Source organism: Ruminococcus sp. CAG:379 (genome assembly GCF_000434255.1).
Classification (GTDB): Bacteria; Bacillota; Clostridia; order Oscillospirales; family Ruminococcaceae; genus Ruminococcus_F; species Ruminococcus_F champanellensis.
Map to the genome: position 1 here is coordinate 19,772 of NZ_FR894805.1, position 17,202 is coordinate 36,973.

At 55.1% G+C, this 17,202-nt stretch carries 11 protein-coding genes and 3 tRNA genes; 1 reads left to right on the forward strand and 13 read right to left on the reverse strand.

The genetic code is table 11. The features are described 5' to 3' along the window. Positions 1–282: 282 nt before the first annotated feature. Positions 283–2,550, forward strand: a complete 2,268-nt coding sequence (locus QVO51_RS00595; protein ID WP_022356800.1) for an HD domain-containing phosphohydrolase — start codon at positions 283–285, stop codon at positions 2,548–2,550. Between the two features lie 60 nt (positions 2,551–2,610). Here QVO51_RS00595 and QVO51_RS00600 read toward each other — a convergent pair. The 13 genes from QVO51_RS00600 to QVO51_RS00660 form a co-directional block, all read right to left on the reverse strand. Then, positions 2,611–2,687 (reverse strand) — tRNA-His (locus QVO51_RS00600). Between the two features lie 41 nt (positions 2,688–2,728). Further along, positions 2,729–2,805 (reverse strand) — tRNA-Arg (locus tag QVO51_RS00605). A 3-nt stretch (positions 2,806–2,808) separates the two neighbouring features. After that, a tRNA-Gly gene (locus QVO51_RS00610) sits at positions 2,809–2,882 on the reverse strand. Between the two features lie 106 nt (positions 2,883–2,988). Then, positions 2,989–4,920, reverse strand: a complete 1,932-nt coding sequence (locus tag QVO51_RS00615) for an ABC transporter ATP-binding protein (protein ID WP_022356801.1) — start codon at positions 4,918–4,920, stop codon at positions 2,989–2,991. A 294-nt stretch (positions 4,921–5,214) separates the two neighbouring features. After that, entirely contained in the window at positions 5,215–6,540 is a 1,326-nt protein-coding gene (locus QVO51_RS00620) for an ABC transporter permease (protein ID WP_022356802.1), read from the reverse strand. Further along, positions 6,527–7,261: an ABC transporter ATP-binding protein gene (locus QVO51_RS00625; protein WP_022356803.1), complete on the reverse strand. Its 735-nt coding sequence runs from the start codon at positions 7,259–7,261 to the stop codon at positions 6,527–6,529. The genes QVO51_RS00620 and QVO51_RS00625 overlap by 14 nt, the downstream gene beginning before the upstream one ends. A gap of 57 nt (positions 7,262–7,318) precedes the next feature. Next, a complete protein-coding gene (ftsH, locus tag QVO51_RS00630) occupies positions 7,319–9,232 on the reverse strand; it encodes an ATP-dependent zinc metalloprotease FtsH (RefSeq protein WP_022356804.1) in 1,914 nt (637 codons plus the stop codon). Between the two features lie 38 nt (positions 9,233–9,270). Continuing rightward, on the reverse strand, positions 9,271–10,617 hold the full coding sequence (tilS, locus tag QVO51_RS00635) for a tRNA lysidine(34) synthetase TilS (RefSeq protein ID WP_022356805.1): 1,347 nt from the start codon (positions 10,615–10,617) through the stop codon (positions 9,271–9,273). A 1-nt stretch (position 10,618) separates the two neighbouring features. Further along, positions 10,619–11,956 (reverse strand): replicative DNA helicase, encoded by a 1,338-nt coding sequence (dnaB, locus tag QVO51_RS00640; RefSeq protein WP_022356806.1) that lies wholly within the window; start codon positions 11,954–11,956, stop codon positions 10,619–10,621. A gap of 21 nt (positions 11,957–11,977) precedes the next feature. Beyond that, positions 11,978–12,427: a 50S ribosomal protein L9 gene (rplI, locus tag QVO51_RS00645; protein ID WP_022356807.1), complete on the reverse strand. Its 450-nt coding sequence runs from the start codon at positions 12,425–12,427 to the stop codon at positions 11,978–11,980. A 14-nt stretch (positions 12,428–12,441) separates the two neighbouring features. After that, entirely contained in the window at positions 12,442–14,412 is a 1,971-nt protein-coding gene (locus QVO51_RS00650) for a DHH family phosphoesterase (protein ID WP_022356808.1), read from the reverse strand. Between the two features lie 44 nt (positions 14,413–14,456). Then, entirely contained in the window at positions 14,457–16,517 is a 2,061-nt protein-coding gene (locus QVO51_RS00655) for a ribonuclease J (protein WP_022356809.1), read from the reverse strand. Between the two features lie 298 nt (positions 16,518–16,815). Next, on the reverse strand, positions 16,816–17,202 hold a 387-nt coding region (locus tag QVO51_RS00660), incomplete at its 5' end, for a hypothetical protein (RefSeq protein WP_288167669.1).

Genomic DNA, 17,202 nt, shown 5'->3' on the forward strand with positions numbered 1-17,202 from the left:
AGATATCCAATGTAGCCCAGTATAACACATCCAGTGAAAAGTGTCAAGGCGCAAAAGAGTACCCTTTTTCGGCTACATGTCCAAAAAAATACACTGTATTTTAGAGATTTGTATAAAACGTCGAAATTAACACGAATTATGTTTACTTTTTGTGCACCTTGTGTTATAATTATAGTAACAAGACAGAAGTGGGGGAGGTGTGCTTCCACAGCATGCCTAAAATAAAATTTAAAAATTTAAACGGGATCGGACATTTCTAAAATAAGAAACGGAGGGATTAGAATGTCAAACCTGAACAACCAAACTACACCGGACATACAGATGATTTGGCAATGCTATGGACAGAACCCCCAACCTTTTTTGCTGCTTCGCAGTGAAACGAACGAAAACGGTACGCAAAAGCTACAGGCAGTTTACGGCAATCAGGCGTTCTATGCTCTGACCAAATCGGATCCCACCACCCTGGAGGGCACTCCATACCAGGTGCTGTTCCAGGACAATACACTCCAACATACAGAACAACTGCTGGCAATTGCTACGGAGGGCGGCTCAATACAGATCCAGCTGTCAAATCAATCCATCGACAATCTGACCATCCGGGCATTTCAGCTGATGCCTGGATTCTGTGGCTGTCTGCTGTCACAAGATAGCCAGCCGGACATTTACACAGAGCTTGAAAAACTGGACGAAAACCTCAGCGGTGGTTTGCTGGTCATTGAGAATGCATCTCCCTACCGACTGCTGTATATCAACCAGTTTCTCTACCTGCTGCTGGGTTATGGAACCATGGCAGAACTACAAGATGAGTCGGAAAGTGCCGCTATATACAGCTTTATCCATCCGGAGGATATGGAAAAGGCAAAAGAGGCCCTGCACAGCATGACGGATATAGGATTCGCCCACTGCGTTCTCCGGGTGCAGAAGAAAAACGCCGATTATCTTTGGCTCTCTCTGCGAGGCAAGTGCAGAATGCTTGCCGGCGTACCTGTCCTCATTCTCACTGCCCACGAAATCGGAAACGAGATCGAAACCATACAGCTGGAAGGAAATATCAGTCACCAGGTAAATCTGAATCTGGCAGCCCAGTATTATGCGTTGTATTACCTGGAGGCTGCATCCGGTCATTATCGGCTGGTGTTCCACGATTCCAGACTGGAACAGCCCCATATTCCAACGGAGGGGGATCACATTCTGGCAACCAGAAAATATCTGGAGGAGCTTGTGCATCCGGACGACCGGGAAAAGCTGCTGCGCCTGACCAATGTGCGGGAACTGATCCGCTGCTCCCGGCAGTGCGGAAATTGCCGGGTCTTGAACGTGCAGTTTCGGCGCAAATGTGGCGGAGTGTATGAATGGGTGGAGATGTATTTATCCATCAACGCTGCCGACCGACCGGAAAAGAGACTGGTGACCCTGGCGTTCCGGAATATCCATGAAGAAAAGCTGGCAGAGCTTGCGCACCGGTATCTGGACGTGATTGCCTATGCCATTGCGGACACCTACGATGCGGTACTGGAATATGACACCCGGTGCAACTCCCTGTTTGAACTGCAAATGACGGACGATGGGCTTCGCCGTTCCCGGCGGTGCAGAGCATCCTCTGAGGTGGTGACCCAGATGGCAAGGGAATGCATCCACCCGGATGATATGAATGCCTTCCTGGAGGAATTTCACCCGGATCGCTTCAAGAAGCTGAGCAAGGGACAAGCCATTACCCGGGAATACCGCAGGCATTGCCCGGACGGCAAATATCACTGGTGTTCCTACAGCATGCGCTGCTTTATGCAGAACGGAAGAAAATTATACATTCTCTTTGTCAAGGACATCCACGAGACTAAGATGCGAGTGCAACAGCAACAGGCAGAGTTGCGTCAGGCAATCGTAGAAGCAGAACAACGAGCGCTTGAGAAAACCCAACAGTTGTTCACCTATTACGGCAAAACCATTGAATTGATGAGTTCCGTGGTGGAGTACCGTTCCCTGGAGTCGGGAGAGCATGTAAAGCGGATCAAGAATTATACCAAGGAACTGCTCCAGGCGGCAATTGACCTGTATCCGGAACAGCATCTGACAGCGGAAAAGATCCAGAGCATTACGGAAGCCTCCGCCCTGCATGACGTGGGGAAGATCGGCGTACCGGACGGAATCCTGCTGAAGCCCGGCAGGCTCACCAAGGATGAGTTTGAGGTCATGAAGCGGCATACCCTGATCGGGTCGGACATCGCAAAGGAGATCCCCTTTGTGGCGGAACGGAAGGCTGAATACAACTACGGGTATAACATTGCCCGGTATCACCACGAACGTTTTGACGGCAAAGGCTATCCGGAGGGACTCCAGGGAGATCAGATTCCCTTCTGCGCCCAGATCGTTGCCATTGCGGATGTGTTCGATGCTCTGACCACCAAGCGGGTGTATAAGGACGCCTATTCCAAGGAAAAGGCATACGAGATGATTATGAACGGGGAGTGCGGCATCTTTGCCCCGAAAATGCTGGAGTGCTTTGCCCGGGTGCGGGAGCGCTTCAACAAGCTGGTACAGGCGGATCACTGATCCGCCCCAGTGCGCATACAACGAAAAAGCCTTCCGAATCAATCGGAAGGCTTTTTTTGGTGGGGTGGGTAGTGGGATTCGAACCCACGGTCTTCGGGACCACAATCCGACGCTTTAACCAACTAAGCTATACCCACCATCGGATTATATAACAGGGACTTGCACCCTTATTATCAATTGGCGCGCCTTATTGGACTCGAACCAATGGCTTACTGCTTAGAAGGCAGTTACTCTATCCAGCTGAGTTAAAGGCGCATGTGGAGCGGGTGATGGGAATCGAACCCACGTAACCAGCTTGGAAGGCTGGCATTCTACCATTGAACTACACCCGCAGCGAATGCAATCAACCAACGAATACTATTTTATCACAAAGTGCGCCGTTTGTCAAGCACTTTTTGAAAAAAATACGCAGACCCGGGAGAAAGCCGCCAGCATTGCCTACGCTTCCTCCTCCAACAGCATCAATTCCTCAAATTTCTCCTCCATCTGTCCCTTGACCTGTTCGATCTGGTTGCAAAGCTGCTGCATGCGCTTGTAGTCCGCACAGACCTCCTCTGTGCCGATCTGCTCCTGAAGCTGCTGTTGCTGCTGCTCCAGCGCATCGATCTCCTGCTCCAGAGTTCGGATCCGGTTCCGGCGCTGCGCCTCCCGGCTCCGCTGCTCCTTGGTGCGGTAAACCTTGGTGCCCCGCTCCTTTGCCTCCTCCGCTGCACGGCGCTGCTTCTGGGCATCCGCCTCCTGCTGCGCAAGCAGCTCCCGCTGCTGATGTACCGCCAGGTAACTGTCGAAATTGCCGGGGAACAGCTCCGCCTGATGGGGGGTGATCTCCAGGATCTTGTCGGAGATCCGGTTCAGAAGGTACCGGTCATGGGACACGAACAGGATGGTGCCGGTGTATGCCGCCAGCGCCTCCTCCAGCACTTCTTTTGTGGTCAGATCCAGATGGTTGGTAGGCTCGTCCAGGATCAACACATTGCCATGCTCCAGCATCATCAGGGCAAAGCACACCTTTGCACGCTCGCCGCCGCTGATGACCCCGATCTGCTTGAACACATTCTCCCCGGTCATGCGCACCTGCCCCAGCAGACTCCGGATCTCCAGATCCGTCATGGTGGGATACCGGTCGTGCAGTTCATCGATCACCGTGTTGTTCGGATTCAGCTGGGTGCTTTCCTGCTCAAAATAGGACAGCTTTACGTTGCTTGTCCAGTGTACATTCCCACGATGGGGCAGCTTTCCCAGCAGCACCTTCAACAGGGTGGATTTCCCGATGCCGTTCTCCCCGATGATGCCGATCTTCTCCCCTCGCTTCACCTCAAAGGACAGGGAATCTACCAGGGTGCGCTTCTGTTCTCCGATGCCTACGGTTACGTCAATATTCTGCACCTGCAGCAGATCAAAGGGCGGCTCGGTTTCATAGGTGAACCGGAGCTTTGCCGCCTTCTGGGGCATCACCGGCTTTTCGATCCGCTCCATCCGTTCCAGTGCCTTCACCCGGCTCTGAGCGCTTTTTGCAGTGGTAGCACGGACAATATTCCGGGCAACATAATCCTCCAGCTTGGCGATTTCCTTCTGCTGGGCTTCGTATTCCTTCAGCTGCCGGGCGACCGCCTCCGCCTTGAGTCGGGTAAATGTGGTATAATTTCCCTTGTACCGGGTCAGATGCCCCCGCTCGATCTCACAGATGGAGGTACACAGCTTGTCCAGGAAATACCGGTCGTGGGATACGATCAGCAGTGATCCCTTGTAATCCTTCAGGTACTCCTCCAGCCACAGCACCGTCTGGAAATCCAGATGGTTGGTAGGCTCATCCAGAATCAAAAGGTTCGGCTCCTCCAGCAGCAGCTTGGCAATGGCAAGCCGGGTCTTTTCTCCACCGCTGAAGCTGGAAATGACCCGGTCATAGGTATCCTCCCCAAAGCCCATACCGTTGAGGACGGTCTTGATCTTCACGTCGATCAGATACCCATCCTGACTTTCAAAAAAGGCGGTAAGCCGGCTGTATTCTTCGGACACTACATCCAGAGCGCCGTGCATCTGCGCCTCCAGCTCTCGCATCCGGTCTGCCGCCTGCAATACATCCGCAAAGACGCTGCGCATTTCCGCATACACCGTACTGCTGCGCTCCAGCCCCCCCATCTGCTCCAGGTAGCCCACCGTGGTTTTGGAGGCACGGGAGATCACCCCATCGTCCTCAACAAAGCGATCCGGTTCCTCCTTTCCGGTGAGGATCCGCAGAAAGGTGGTCTTGCCGCAGCCATTGGCGCCCACCAGACCGATACGCTCCCCTTCGTTGATGGTCAGGTTCACGCCGTGCAGAATCTCCCTGCCGTTGTAGTATTTATGAATATTCGATAAGCTAACCAGCATGCTTTTCTCTCCATTGCCGTAATATCTTTTAGGGAGTGTTGACACTAAGATAATATGCAGATTTTCGAGCATAAATTTTACGTAGACAAGGCAAAAAGTCGCAGGCAGGCTGTCGCCTGTCAAGACTTTTTAACGCAGAATGCGTGAAATTTTGCCGCAAAGATGCGTTGTTAGGCTTCGTATCAACACGACCTAGGCAACACCGCAAAAAATGTGTGGTATTATTTTTATTATACCACAGCCCGGGCTGTTTGACAAGCAAAAACCGGCACCCAGAACGGATGCCGGAAGGAATCAACCCTTGGAGCGACTGAATTTTTTCTTTGCACCAAAGTTGATGGACATGGTAAAAATCCGGTCGGAGGTAAACAGCCGCAGGGCGATGGTGATGCAGATCAGAAACACTGCTAACTGATAGCCTGCCCCGATCCAGTACAGGGTCATATTCCCGAACATGACGTTGCTCATAGCCGAAAAGGTATGGGTAAAGGGAATGGCGTACAGCAGCGTCCGGACAACCGGGGACAGGGACTGGATATCCGTCATCATGGAAATCAGATAGGGAATCATGGCAAGCACCATAATGGGCATCAGCACGGACTGGGCGGACTTGGCATCGTTCACCAGTGCCCCCAGAATGATGGACACGGACAGGGTCACAAGAATAGTCAGGAACATTTGCAGTCCTACCAGCAGGTAACTGCCTGCGGTCATATTGACCCCAAGCTGGGTCATAACATCGTCCATGGTCTGCGCCTGCCCCACCACTTCCCCCAGGGAGGCATCCCCAATGGACTGGGACAGCATGGAGGACAGGTATCCGGTAAAGCCCAGCATGTACACCACCGCATTCAGCAGTGCTACAATGGCTGCCGCCAGCATTTTCGCCAGAATCACCGACAAACGGGATACGGGTGCAGACAGCAGAGTTTCCAGGGTCTTGTCAATTTTCTCGGTGGAAATGGCACCAATGATCATCTGGGAGGTGTACATTACCAGCATGAACACCACAATGGGAATCAGCATGTTCTGCATGGACAAAAAACCCACCAGGGTGGAACTGTTGATCTGGGCGCTTTTGTCACGCACCACCGTGATTTCCTTCGTTCCAAAGGGCTGCATGGCTTTGGCAGCCTGTTCCTGGGTCATACCGGACTGCTCCATCAAAACCTGGGTGAGAATGGTGCGAATGGACTGAAGCCCCCCGGCAAGCGGATCCCCGGCACTGCTGACCATGGAGGCATTTTTCAGCACGCTGACGGTTTCCACCTGTGCCGGATCGGTTCCATGAAGCAACTCATCCGTAAAGCCCTCCGGCAGAATAATCAGGGAGGAAAGCTCCAGCCGGGACATGGTGGCTGCCCGATCCTCCCCGGTGATCTCCACCGTATCCACCTCATAGCCCAGGACTTTCAGCTGTTGGATGAGACTCCGGGTCAGATCCGTGTCGTCCTGGTCGCAGATATGCAGGGAGCCGCTTTCCTTGGCAGCATCCTGCACCACGTTGCTGAGAATCTGCCCGATCATAAACATCATACCGGCGGTAACCACCAGCACGACCACAAGCTGCGCGGTGAGCAATTCCCGCAGCTCTTTTTTCAACAGACTAATGAACTTCATGCTGCAGCACCACCCTTTCAAATACTTCCTCCAGATTTGCCGCACCATACCGGGTCTTCAGCTCCTCCGGCTTTCCGGTGACCATCAGATGCCCGCCGGAAATGATGCCCACCCGGTCGGATACATACTCGATCTCCAGCATATTGTGAGAGGACAGCAGAAAGCTCATGCCCTCGTCCCGGGCAAGCTGCAGGATCATCTTCCGGATCTCCAGAGCGTTGATTACATCCAGACCGCTGGTTGGCTCGTCCAGGATTGCCAGCTTGGGACGGGTCATCACCGCCCGGGACAGCAGCAGCTTCCGGATCATACCCCGGGAGTAGGTACCGATCTTTTCGTTGAGCCGATCCCCCAGGCCGCACATTGCCATGGCACGCTGCACGCAGGCATCCGCCTGTTTCCGGTCGGTGGTGAAAATGCTTGCCATGAATTTCAGATACGCCTTGCCGGTCATGGTTTTGTATGCCCCAGCCTCATCCGGAAGATACGTAATGCATTCCCGCACCTTCGCCGGCTCCCTGCACACACTATGCCCGGAAACAACAGCGTCACCGCCGGTGGGCTGCAGCAGAGTGGCGATCATGCGGATGGTGGTGGTCTTGCCGGCGCCGTTGGGGCCGATCAGGGCAAAGATCTCCCCCTCCCCGATCTGAAACGACACCTGGTCGGCTGCCAGCACCTTGGAATACTGCTTGGACAGTCCCTGTACGTCCAGTACCATAGTTCTCCTCCTTACAAAAACAGGCTATGGAACACTCCATAGCCTGTGATTCGTTTCTTATGCCTCAGGCGTCGGATTCTCGTTGGTCGGATCAAAAGTTGTTTCCGGCTTATCCTCCTCCGGCGCATCCGGCGGTGTGACCAGCTCGCCATGCATCAGCTTTTCAAAGTCTTCCCCGTCGATCTTCTCATACTTGAGCAGATACTGCGCCAGGCATTCCAGCTGATCCCGATGATCGGTCAGAATCTTTTCACACTTGGCGTAAGCATCCTCCATGATCCGGCGTACTTCCTCGTCGATTTCCGCCGCCACAGTCTCGCTATAGGTATGGGTATGCCCGTAGTCCCTGCCCAGGAATACCTCATCCTGTTCGGAGGCATAGCCCACAGGTCCAAGCTTTTCGGAGAATCCGTACTTGGTCACCATATCCCGTGCCATTTTGGTAGCACGCTCAATGTCATTGGACGCCCCGGTGCAGATATCATCCAGCATCAGGGATTCTGCCACACGGCCTCCCAGGAACACGATCAGCTCCTCCTGCATCTTGCGGCGGGAAACGTGGCTGTCGTCGCTCTGGGGACGAGTCCAGGTAAGACCGGCTGCCATACCACGCTGAATGACGCTGACCTGGTGTACCTTATCGGTAGTTTCCAGGTTATAGGTGGCAATGGCATGCCCAGCCTCATGGTATGCGGTGATCTTCTTGTCGCTTTCGGTCACAAGCCGAGACTTCTTTTCCGGCCCAGCCATAACCTTGAAGGAGGCTTCCTCAATATCCGATTCAATGATGGCTTTTCTGTTGGCACGGGCTGCCAGCAGCGCCGCCTCATTCAACAGATTCTCCAGATCCGCACCGGTAAAGCCCTGGGTGGTTCTGGCAATGGTTTTCAGATTCACATCCGGTCCCAGAGGCTTGTTCTTGGCATGTACCCGGAGGATCTCCTCACGACCCTTCACATCCGGATACCCCACCACGATCTGTCGGTCAAACCGACCGGGACGCAGCAGTGCCGGATCCAGAATATCCCGGCGGTTGGTGGCAGCAATAACGATCACGCTGTCATTGGCGGTAAAGCCGTCCATCTCCACCAGCAGCTGGTTCAGGGTCTGCTCCCGCTCATCATGACCGCCGCCCAGACCGGCACCTCTGTGCCTGCCCACTGCGTCGATCTCATCGATAAAGATGATGGAGGGAGAATGCTTCTTTGCCTGTTCAAACAGATCACGGACACGGGATGCACCCACGCCCACGAACATTTCCACGAAATCCGAGCCGGAAATCGGGAAGAAGGGACACCCCGCCTCCCCGGCAACTGCCCGGGCAAGCAAAGTCTTACCGGTACCGGGAGGGCCAAGCAGCAACACGCCCTTGGGAATCCGGGCACCGATCTCGGTGTATTTCTTGGGGTTTTTCAGGAAGTCCACCACTTCCTCCAGCTCGTGCTTTTCCTCGTCCGCACCGGCAACGTCCTTAAAGGTTGCCTTCTTGCCGTGCTGGGACTGCGCTTTGATATTTGCCTTTCCAAAGGCAGAATACCTGCCGCCTCCGTTCTGCCGGAACATAAACACGATCAGGAAAATACCCATGCCAAGCATCACAACAGTGGGGATCACTGTCAACAACCAGGAGCTGTCCTTGATCTTGTAGTAATCCTGCTCCAGGGGCGCATCCGGGTTCTGCTTGTTGTATTCCTGCCGGTAGTTGTCCGTATCATCCAGAAACAGGCTCACGTTGGGCACAGTGTACTTCTTCTTGTCCTTGGAATCCTTTACGGTAAATTCCAGTTCCCCTGTGCCAAGATCCAATGTATAGCTAGTGACCTGATAATCGTCAAAGTATGCAATGATCTCGGAGTATTTCGTGCTCTTGCCGGACTTGGACAGCATGGGCATGATCACGAATACAGAAACCACCAGCATCACTGCGATCAGGATATACGCCAGGGCGCCTCTATTTCTTCCAGGTGTCAATCCATTCACTCCTTGTCGGACCTAAGGTCCAGTAAAATTCAGCCATCGGATACGGTCAGCGTCAGCAGCTGCTGTGTGCCGGCATCCGGCTGTACACGGGCTGAAATTCCGATCCCCTCAATCCAGATCAGCCCCGCATCATCCTGAAGATAATGCAGCTTGGACCGCTGCTGCACCGGCACCTTCTCCTGAAGCAGTTTTTTTACCGACTTGGTAAAATCCCTGCCTGCAAGGCGGATGGAATTCCCCTGCTTTCTGCCGCGCAGTACAGCCGTCCCTTTTATTTTATCATAATCCAAAGTGGCATTTGTGAATTTACTGTGAACATTGCAATTACTTGTCACTTGATTTATCTTTTCCAGTCGAGCCATGCAGATCCGTCCGGGCATCAGCCGGTTTTCCCCGATTTGTAAAACCATCTCTCCCACAGCGGGTGACGGCGCTTGTGCATGCTCCCATTTCAGCATACCCTGATCTGCGGTCAGATAAACCCCGGCAGCAATATTTTGCTTGCCGCCGGTTTGCAGCAGCTGCTCCACCCGGGCGATCCGCACTGCGGAAACCTCCACGCCGCACCGCTGCAAAAACAGTGCCAGCACCCGGCGCTCCATGGCAGGATGCAGATTTTGCAGGCCGGACAGGCTGTTCTGCGCCGGGTCAAAGCATCGGTCAAAGGCATCCTGCGCCTGCTGCTCCAGATACTGCTGCTCATCCGACAGAATCCGGGTCATGACGCCCACCGTCCGATCCACTGCTGGATTCTGCTGCCGCAGCACCGGCAGCACATGATGCCGCAGTCGGTTCCGGAAAAATGCGTCCTGGGCATTGGTACTGTCCGTCACATAGCTTTGATGCTGCTGTGCCAAAAATCCCAGGATCTGTGGTCGGGTGACATACAGCAACGGTCGGATGATCCTGCCCCGGACGGGAGGAATGCCGCACAGCCCTGCAAGCCCGGTACCCCGGGTGAGCCGCTCCAGTACCGTTTCCGTATTGTCAGAAGCGGTGTGGGCAGTGGCGATTTTGGAGCCGGGAGGGCATAGCGCTTCCAGCTTGGCATACCGCAGCTCCCGTGCCGCCATTTCGCAGGAGGTATGCTTCCGCTGTGCCGCATAGGTCGCCACATCGCATGTGCCAAGGAAAAAGGGCACCTGCCGTTTCTCACAAAGCTGTGCACAGAAGGCAGCATCCCGGTCGCTTTCCGCCCCACGAAGATGGTGATTCACATGCACTGCCCGAAGACTGATGCCAAGCTGTTCCCGCAACGCAAGCAATCCCAGCAGCAGCGCCGTACTGTCTGCCCCGCCGGACAGCGCCACCGTTACCGTATCCCCCGGCTGCACCATAGCATACCGATGGATGGTTTCCATCATGCAGTGCAGCATGTCAGCGCTCCGGGTTGGAGAACCGGGTGTACTGACCATCCCAGATCAGTTCCACCGTGCCGGTTTCTCCGTGACGGTTCTTCGCCACGATGCATTCGCTGATGTTGGGGCGCTCACTTTCCTTATTATAATAAGCGTCCCGGTACAGAAACATGACAATGTCCGCATCCTGCTCGATGGAACCGGATTCACGCAGGTCGGACAGCATAGGGCGCTTGTCCGGCCGGCTCTCCACCCCTCGGTTCAGCTGGGACAGCAGCAGCACCGGAATGTCCAGTTCCTTTGCCATAATTTTCAACTGCCGGGTGATTTCGGAGATCACAAGCACACGGTTGTCGGATTTGGTGGCGGAATCCATCAGCTGCAAATAGTCGATGACCACCAGTCCCACGTTTTTCATCCGCCGCAGCTTTGCCTTGATCTGAGGCACGGTGACGCCGGAGCATTCATCCAGATAAATGCCCATGCCGCTCAGATAATTGGCACTGGACGCAAGCCGCACCCAGTCGTCGGAGCTGATCTTGCCGCTGCGCAGCTTGTTGGAATCCACCAACGCCTCCGTAGAAAGCATACGGGTGGCAAGCTGCTCCATGGACATTTCCAAAGAGAAGATGGCGACCTCCTTGTCGGAATGCCGTGCCACGTTGGTGGCGATATTCAGCGCAAAGGCGGTTTTACCCATGGCAGGACGGGCTGCGATCAAAATCAGATCGGATTTGTTCAGACCGGAGGTAATGGCATCCAGCATGGAAAAACCGGTACGGGCACCGATGTACTTTTCCCGATCCGGCCCTGCCATTTTGCCGATGGTGTCGTATGCCTCTACGATAACCTCGCTGATGGGGATCAGACCCCGTACATCCTTGCCCTGGCGGATATCGAAGATCTTCTGCTCCGACCAGTCCAGCAAGGTCTGGGCATCATCGCCGCCATCCGCCACCCGATCCAGCACCTCCTGTGCCACATAGGCGAGAGAACGGATGTAATACTTTTCCGCAACGATTTTGCAGTAGCTTGCCACATTGGACACAGAGGGCATCTGATCCACCAGAGCGGCAAGATATTTTCTGCCCTCCTGGGCGTTTTCAAAGATCCGAACCTGCAGCGCCTCGTTGAGCACCACCACAACGTCAGCCTGGGAGCCGCTGGTGAACAGCCGCAGCATGATGCCGTACAGCTGCCGGTGCTGCTCATTGTAAAAGCATTCCGGGCTGATAAGATCCACCACCGTAGGCAGCACATCGCTGTTGACCAGAATGGCACCCAGAATGGACTGCTCTGCCTCAATGCTGTAGGGCAGCTCTTTCTCCGAAAAGCCTCCCTGCTCGAGCTGATTCATGACAATCCCCTGCTTTCAATGTCAGTTTGCTTCTACCACAGAAACAGTCACCTTTGCGCCGATACCGGTGTAGAGCCGGATCTCCGCCTCGTATTCGCCGTAGTTCTTGATATCGCTCTTGAGATTGATCCGCTTCTTGTCCACAGTGCAGCCATACTGGGCAGCAATCTGCTCTGCGATCTGAGCAGCGGTCACTGCGCCAAACAGCTTGCCGTTTGCCCCCGCCTTGGCATGGACGGTAACGGTCTTGCCGTTGATCTTTTCGGCAATCTCCCGGGCGTTCTGCTTTTCCACGTCAATTTTATGCTGCTGGCTTGCCTTCTTCCCGGCAAGATCACTCAGGTTCTTGGCGGTTGCCTCCAGGGCGAGTCCTTTGCCGATCAGAAAGTTTCTTGCGAAGCCGTCTGCCACTTCCTTTACGTCCCCGGCCTTGCCGGTTCCCTTTACATCCTTTGTTAAAATAACCTTCATCTGAATCTTCCTTTCTACTTGCTTTGCTCCGGCTGGGCAAATTCCTCAGCAAGCACCTGCAGCAGCTGCTGCTTCGCCTCAGCAACGGTAATATCGGGAATCTGGGTGGCAGCCATAGTCTGGTGCCCGCCGCCCCCCAGCTTTTCCATCACAACCTGTACATTCATGCTGCCCATGGAACGGGCGGAAATGTTCACCTCTCCGTTCAGACTGTACAGCACAAAGGACGCTGCCACGGAGCGAATCCCCAGCAGCTCGTCCGCCGCCTGGGGTGCCACCAGCTTGATGTCGTTGAAAACCTCATCCGCCACTGCAATGGCACAGTGGTGGTACAGCTCCGCCTGGGACACCAGGTGTGCCCGGTGCTGATAGGTTTCGATGGAACTGGAGAAAAACTGTCTGACGGCAATGGTGTCTGCGCCCATTTTTCGCAGATACGCAGCCGCTTCAAAGGTACGCACCCCGGTGCGCATGACAAAATTCTTGGTGTCCAGCATAATCCCCGCCAGCAGCACATCCGCATAGGCAGGATTCAGATGCTCCGTATTCCGGAAATGCTGCAGCAGCTCCGTCACCAGCTCCGCCGCCGAGGAAGCATATGGCTCGTGGTAGAAGATCACCGCATTGTCGATAAAGTTCACGATCTTCCGGTGATGGTCAATGACCACCACCTGCCGGGCATTCTGGTACAGATCCACGCTTTCCACAAAATCCTTGCTGTGGGTATCCACCACGATCAGCAGGGTCTGCTCGGTCATCTGGGTCAGCGCTGTGGGCACGTCAATGGTCAGGTGGATATCCTCCGCCTCCATCCGGTCGATCAGCACCTCGGCTAAGGTGGTCTGCCGATCCACCACCACATGTGCAGGCTTGCCGCTCTGCAGGATGGCGCCAGCCAGACCAATGGCAGAGCCGATGGAATCCAGATCCCCATACCGGTGTCCCATGATCATGACCCGGTCACAGGTATGTATCAGCTCCTGCATGGCGTTGGCAATGATCCGGGTCTTTGCCCGGGATTTTTTCTCCACGCCCTTGGACACGCCCCCGAAGAATTTATAGCCGTTCTCGGTTTTCAGGGCAACCTGGTCGCCCCCTCTGCCCAGCGCCATATCCAGCGCCTGCTTGGCAAATGCCTCGCTTTCCTCCAGGGTGGATGCCCCGTGCCCCACGCCGATAGACAGGGTAATGGCGTACCGCTCCCCTACCGTAATGGTACGGGCATCGTCCAGAATCCGGAACTTGCCCCGGATCATCTGCTGCAAATGCTGTTCCTCCACCACTGCCACAAACCGGTCGCTGGACAGCTTCCGGAGCACACCGGTGGTAGGCGCCATAAACCGCTCCAGCATCTGCTCAATGGCAACGAACACGGTGGCTTTTTCGCTTTCCTTTGCGTTTTGCAGCACGTCCTCGTAATTATCGATCACCAGCAGCATGACGGTGGGACGGGTATTGAGGAAGGTGTCCTGCAGTGCGGCATAGTCCGTCACATCCGTAAAGCACAGCAGATGCAGATTCCGGTCATTCCGGGTACAGGTGGTCACACTGATTTCGTACTGCTTGTCGCAGTAATGGACGCAGCCGCTGCCGGTTTCCAGCAGGCTGGGCAGATCCAGATCCAGCACCTCCCCGATCCGCAGACCGAACACATCGTCATTCTCCAGAATATCCCTGCCGAACAGCAGGTTGTACCAGAGGATCAGCCCGCTGTCGTCCAGGATGACGGTGGGCACTGGCAGGGAGAACATGGTTTCATGCTCCGCAGCGGCAAGCTCATCGTTCAGTGTGGCAATAAAGCGGATATTCCGCTCGGAAAACAGGAAAAAAGAAATCAGGAACAAAACAGCCGAAACAAACAGCAGCACAACGGACAGCCAGAACCGTTCCGTATCATAGCCATGCAGCCCATAGGCGGCATAGCCAGCCGAACACAGCAGCAGACCCACCGTTATACAGAACCATACCGGTCGCTTTTCCCGCATTTCTCACGCCTCCTTTGCTGCATGCCGGATCATGCCCGGATGCATCAGTGAATCTCTGAAATGATCGGCAGGATCATGGGACTGCGCTTGGTCTTGGAGAAAATAAAGTCGGACAGCGCATCCCGCAGCTTGGTCTTCATGGAATTCCACTCCCGGAAATCCTGGGGCGTACAGCTTGCCAGGGTGTGACTCAACAGGTTCCGTGCCTCATCCATCAGCTGTTCGGACTCCCGCACATACACAAAGCCCCGGGAGATCATATCCGGCCCTGCCACCACTTCTCCGATGGACTTGTCGATGACCACTGTTACAATGATCAGACCATCCTCTGCCAGATGCTTTCTATCACGCAGCACAATGGAGCCAACGTCCCCCACGCCAAGACCGTCCACCATGACTCTGCCCGCAGGCACCTGGGACACGATCTTCATATCCACGCCATCGGTCTCGATCACGTTGCCGATGTCCCCGATGATGATATTTTCCTTGGGAATGCCCATATCCATCGCCAGCTGCTTCTGCTTCTTGAAGTGCTTGTATTCCCCGTGCACCGGCATATAGAACTTGGGCTTGGTCAGCGCCAGGATCAGCTTGGTTTCCTCCTGGCAGGCGTGACCGGACACATGCACCTCGTACATGCGCTCGTAGACCACTTCAGCCCCGCATTTCATCAGCTCATTGACCACCTTGGTCACGGTCTTTTCATTGCCGGGAATGGGAGTGGCGGAAATGATGATGAAGTCCTGGGGGGTGATGGTCACCTTCTTGTGGTCGTTCATTGCCATCCGGGTCAGGGCGGACATGGGTTCTCCCTGGCTGCCGGTGGTGATGAGCACGATCCGCTCGCTTTCGTACCGGTTCATCATATCGATGTCGATGATGATGCCCTTGGGCACGGTCAGATACCCCAACTCAATGGCAACGGTCATAACGTTCACCATGCTTCTGCCGAAGATGGCAACCTTTCTGCCGTACCGGGCGGCGCAGTCGATGATCTGCTGCACCCGGTGAATGTTGGAGGAGAAGGTGGCAATGATGATCCGCTTGCCCTCTGCCTTGGCAAAGAGCTTTTCAAAGGATTCACCCACCGTCCGCTCCGAAGGGGTAAAGCCCGGCCGCTCTGCATTGGTGGAATCGGACAGCAGCGCCAGTACGCCCTTGCTGCCCAGCTCCGCAAACCGTGCCAGGTCAATGATCTCTCCGTTGATGGGGGTATAATCCACCTTGAAGTCACCGGTGTGTACGATCACACCGGCAGGGGTATGGATCGCCATGCCCACTGCGTCCGGGATGCTGTGGTTCACCCGGATGAACTCCACTGCCATGCAGCCGAATTTCACAGTCTGCCGAGGCTTTACCACGTTCAGCTTCACCTTGCCCAGGAGCCGGTGCTCCCGGAGCTTTCCCTCCACCAGCGCCAGGGTCAACTGGGTACCGTATACGGGAATGTTGATCTTCTTGAGCAGGTATGCAAGTCCGCCGATGTGATCCTCGTGACCATGGGTCAGCACCACGCCCCGGAGCTTGTCAACATTCCGCTCCAGGTAGGTAAAGTCCGGGATGACGATATCCACGCCCAGCATATCCGAATCCGGAAACGCAAGGCCGCAGTCGATCAGGAACATGTCGTTGGCGCACTCCACCACGGTCAGGTTCTTGCCGATCTCGTTCAGACCGCCCAGAGGAATGATCCGTACAGGGGTCTTCCGCAGTTCCTTCGGCTTTTTCTGGTTCTTTGACTTGTGGGCAGCCTGCTGCACCGGCAGCAACTGCTCCTGCTGGGGCTTATTTGCCTTCGGGGGCTTTACGCCCAGCTTCTGGGGGTTCCGGCCTGCCGGCTTTCTGCCTCCCTGCTTCTGCCCGTTCTGTCCCTGCTGAGGCACTGCTCCACTTTCACGCTTCGGACGTACAAAGCGCTTCTGATTTTCATTGTTCACATTTAACCTCTCTTTCCGGCTGCACCGCACAGTTCCTATGCAGTACTGCCTTCCTGTTGTTCCCGGCACAACACGCAGAAAGATGGTACAAGGGAACAGCTCCGCACAAAACGGGGCGGAGCTGTCCGGCAGAGCAGCCCTCCATGGCTCCGGCAGGGCGGTCTGCATGTATTACTCCTTCGATTTCGTTGAATCAGCCGCAATCGTCAAAACATCAAAGCGACGGGAGTTCCACATCCTCCCGCCGCTGCATAGTCAATGCTGCGTCATTGTCCGGGTATGTATGTATGAACCTGCCAGAAACAGACAGGTTCTAAATAGGCGTTCTCGCCTTTGATTCCAGAATGCATCGCCGGGCATCCTGCCCAAGCGTATAATTAGACAGGCTAATTATACGCCAAATCGCACAAAATGTCAAGGGCATTTTTTCAGACAATGCACAAAGATCTGTGGGTTTTCGGGAGATTCAGCAGTATCCCCTCAGAAACGCCTCTGCCTGTCCGCATAGTTCCTGTGCAGTTTCCATGTCAGAGGATGCCGCATACAACAGCAGGCTCTCCCGCCCTTCCGGCAGCACCCGGACTGCCCCCTGGGCGTTCTCCTGCAGCACGCCGCCCCGGGGATCCCCACAGACACGCTGCAGCAGCTGACGGGCGCTGTCCCCTGCCTCCATCAGCCGCCGGGTAGTATACAGGGGCGGCAGCTGTGCCAGCAGGGCGGACAGGCTCTCCCCGGTTTCCGCCAGAAGCTCCGTCAGTTCCATGCCAAGCTCCAGACCATCCAGGGAAAACCGCTGTGCCAGTGCCAATGCACGTGCCCGGGGATTCTCCTCCCTGCCGTAACGAAGAATCCG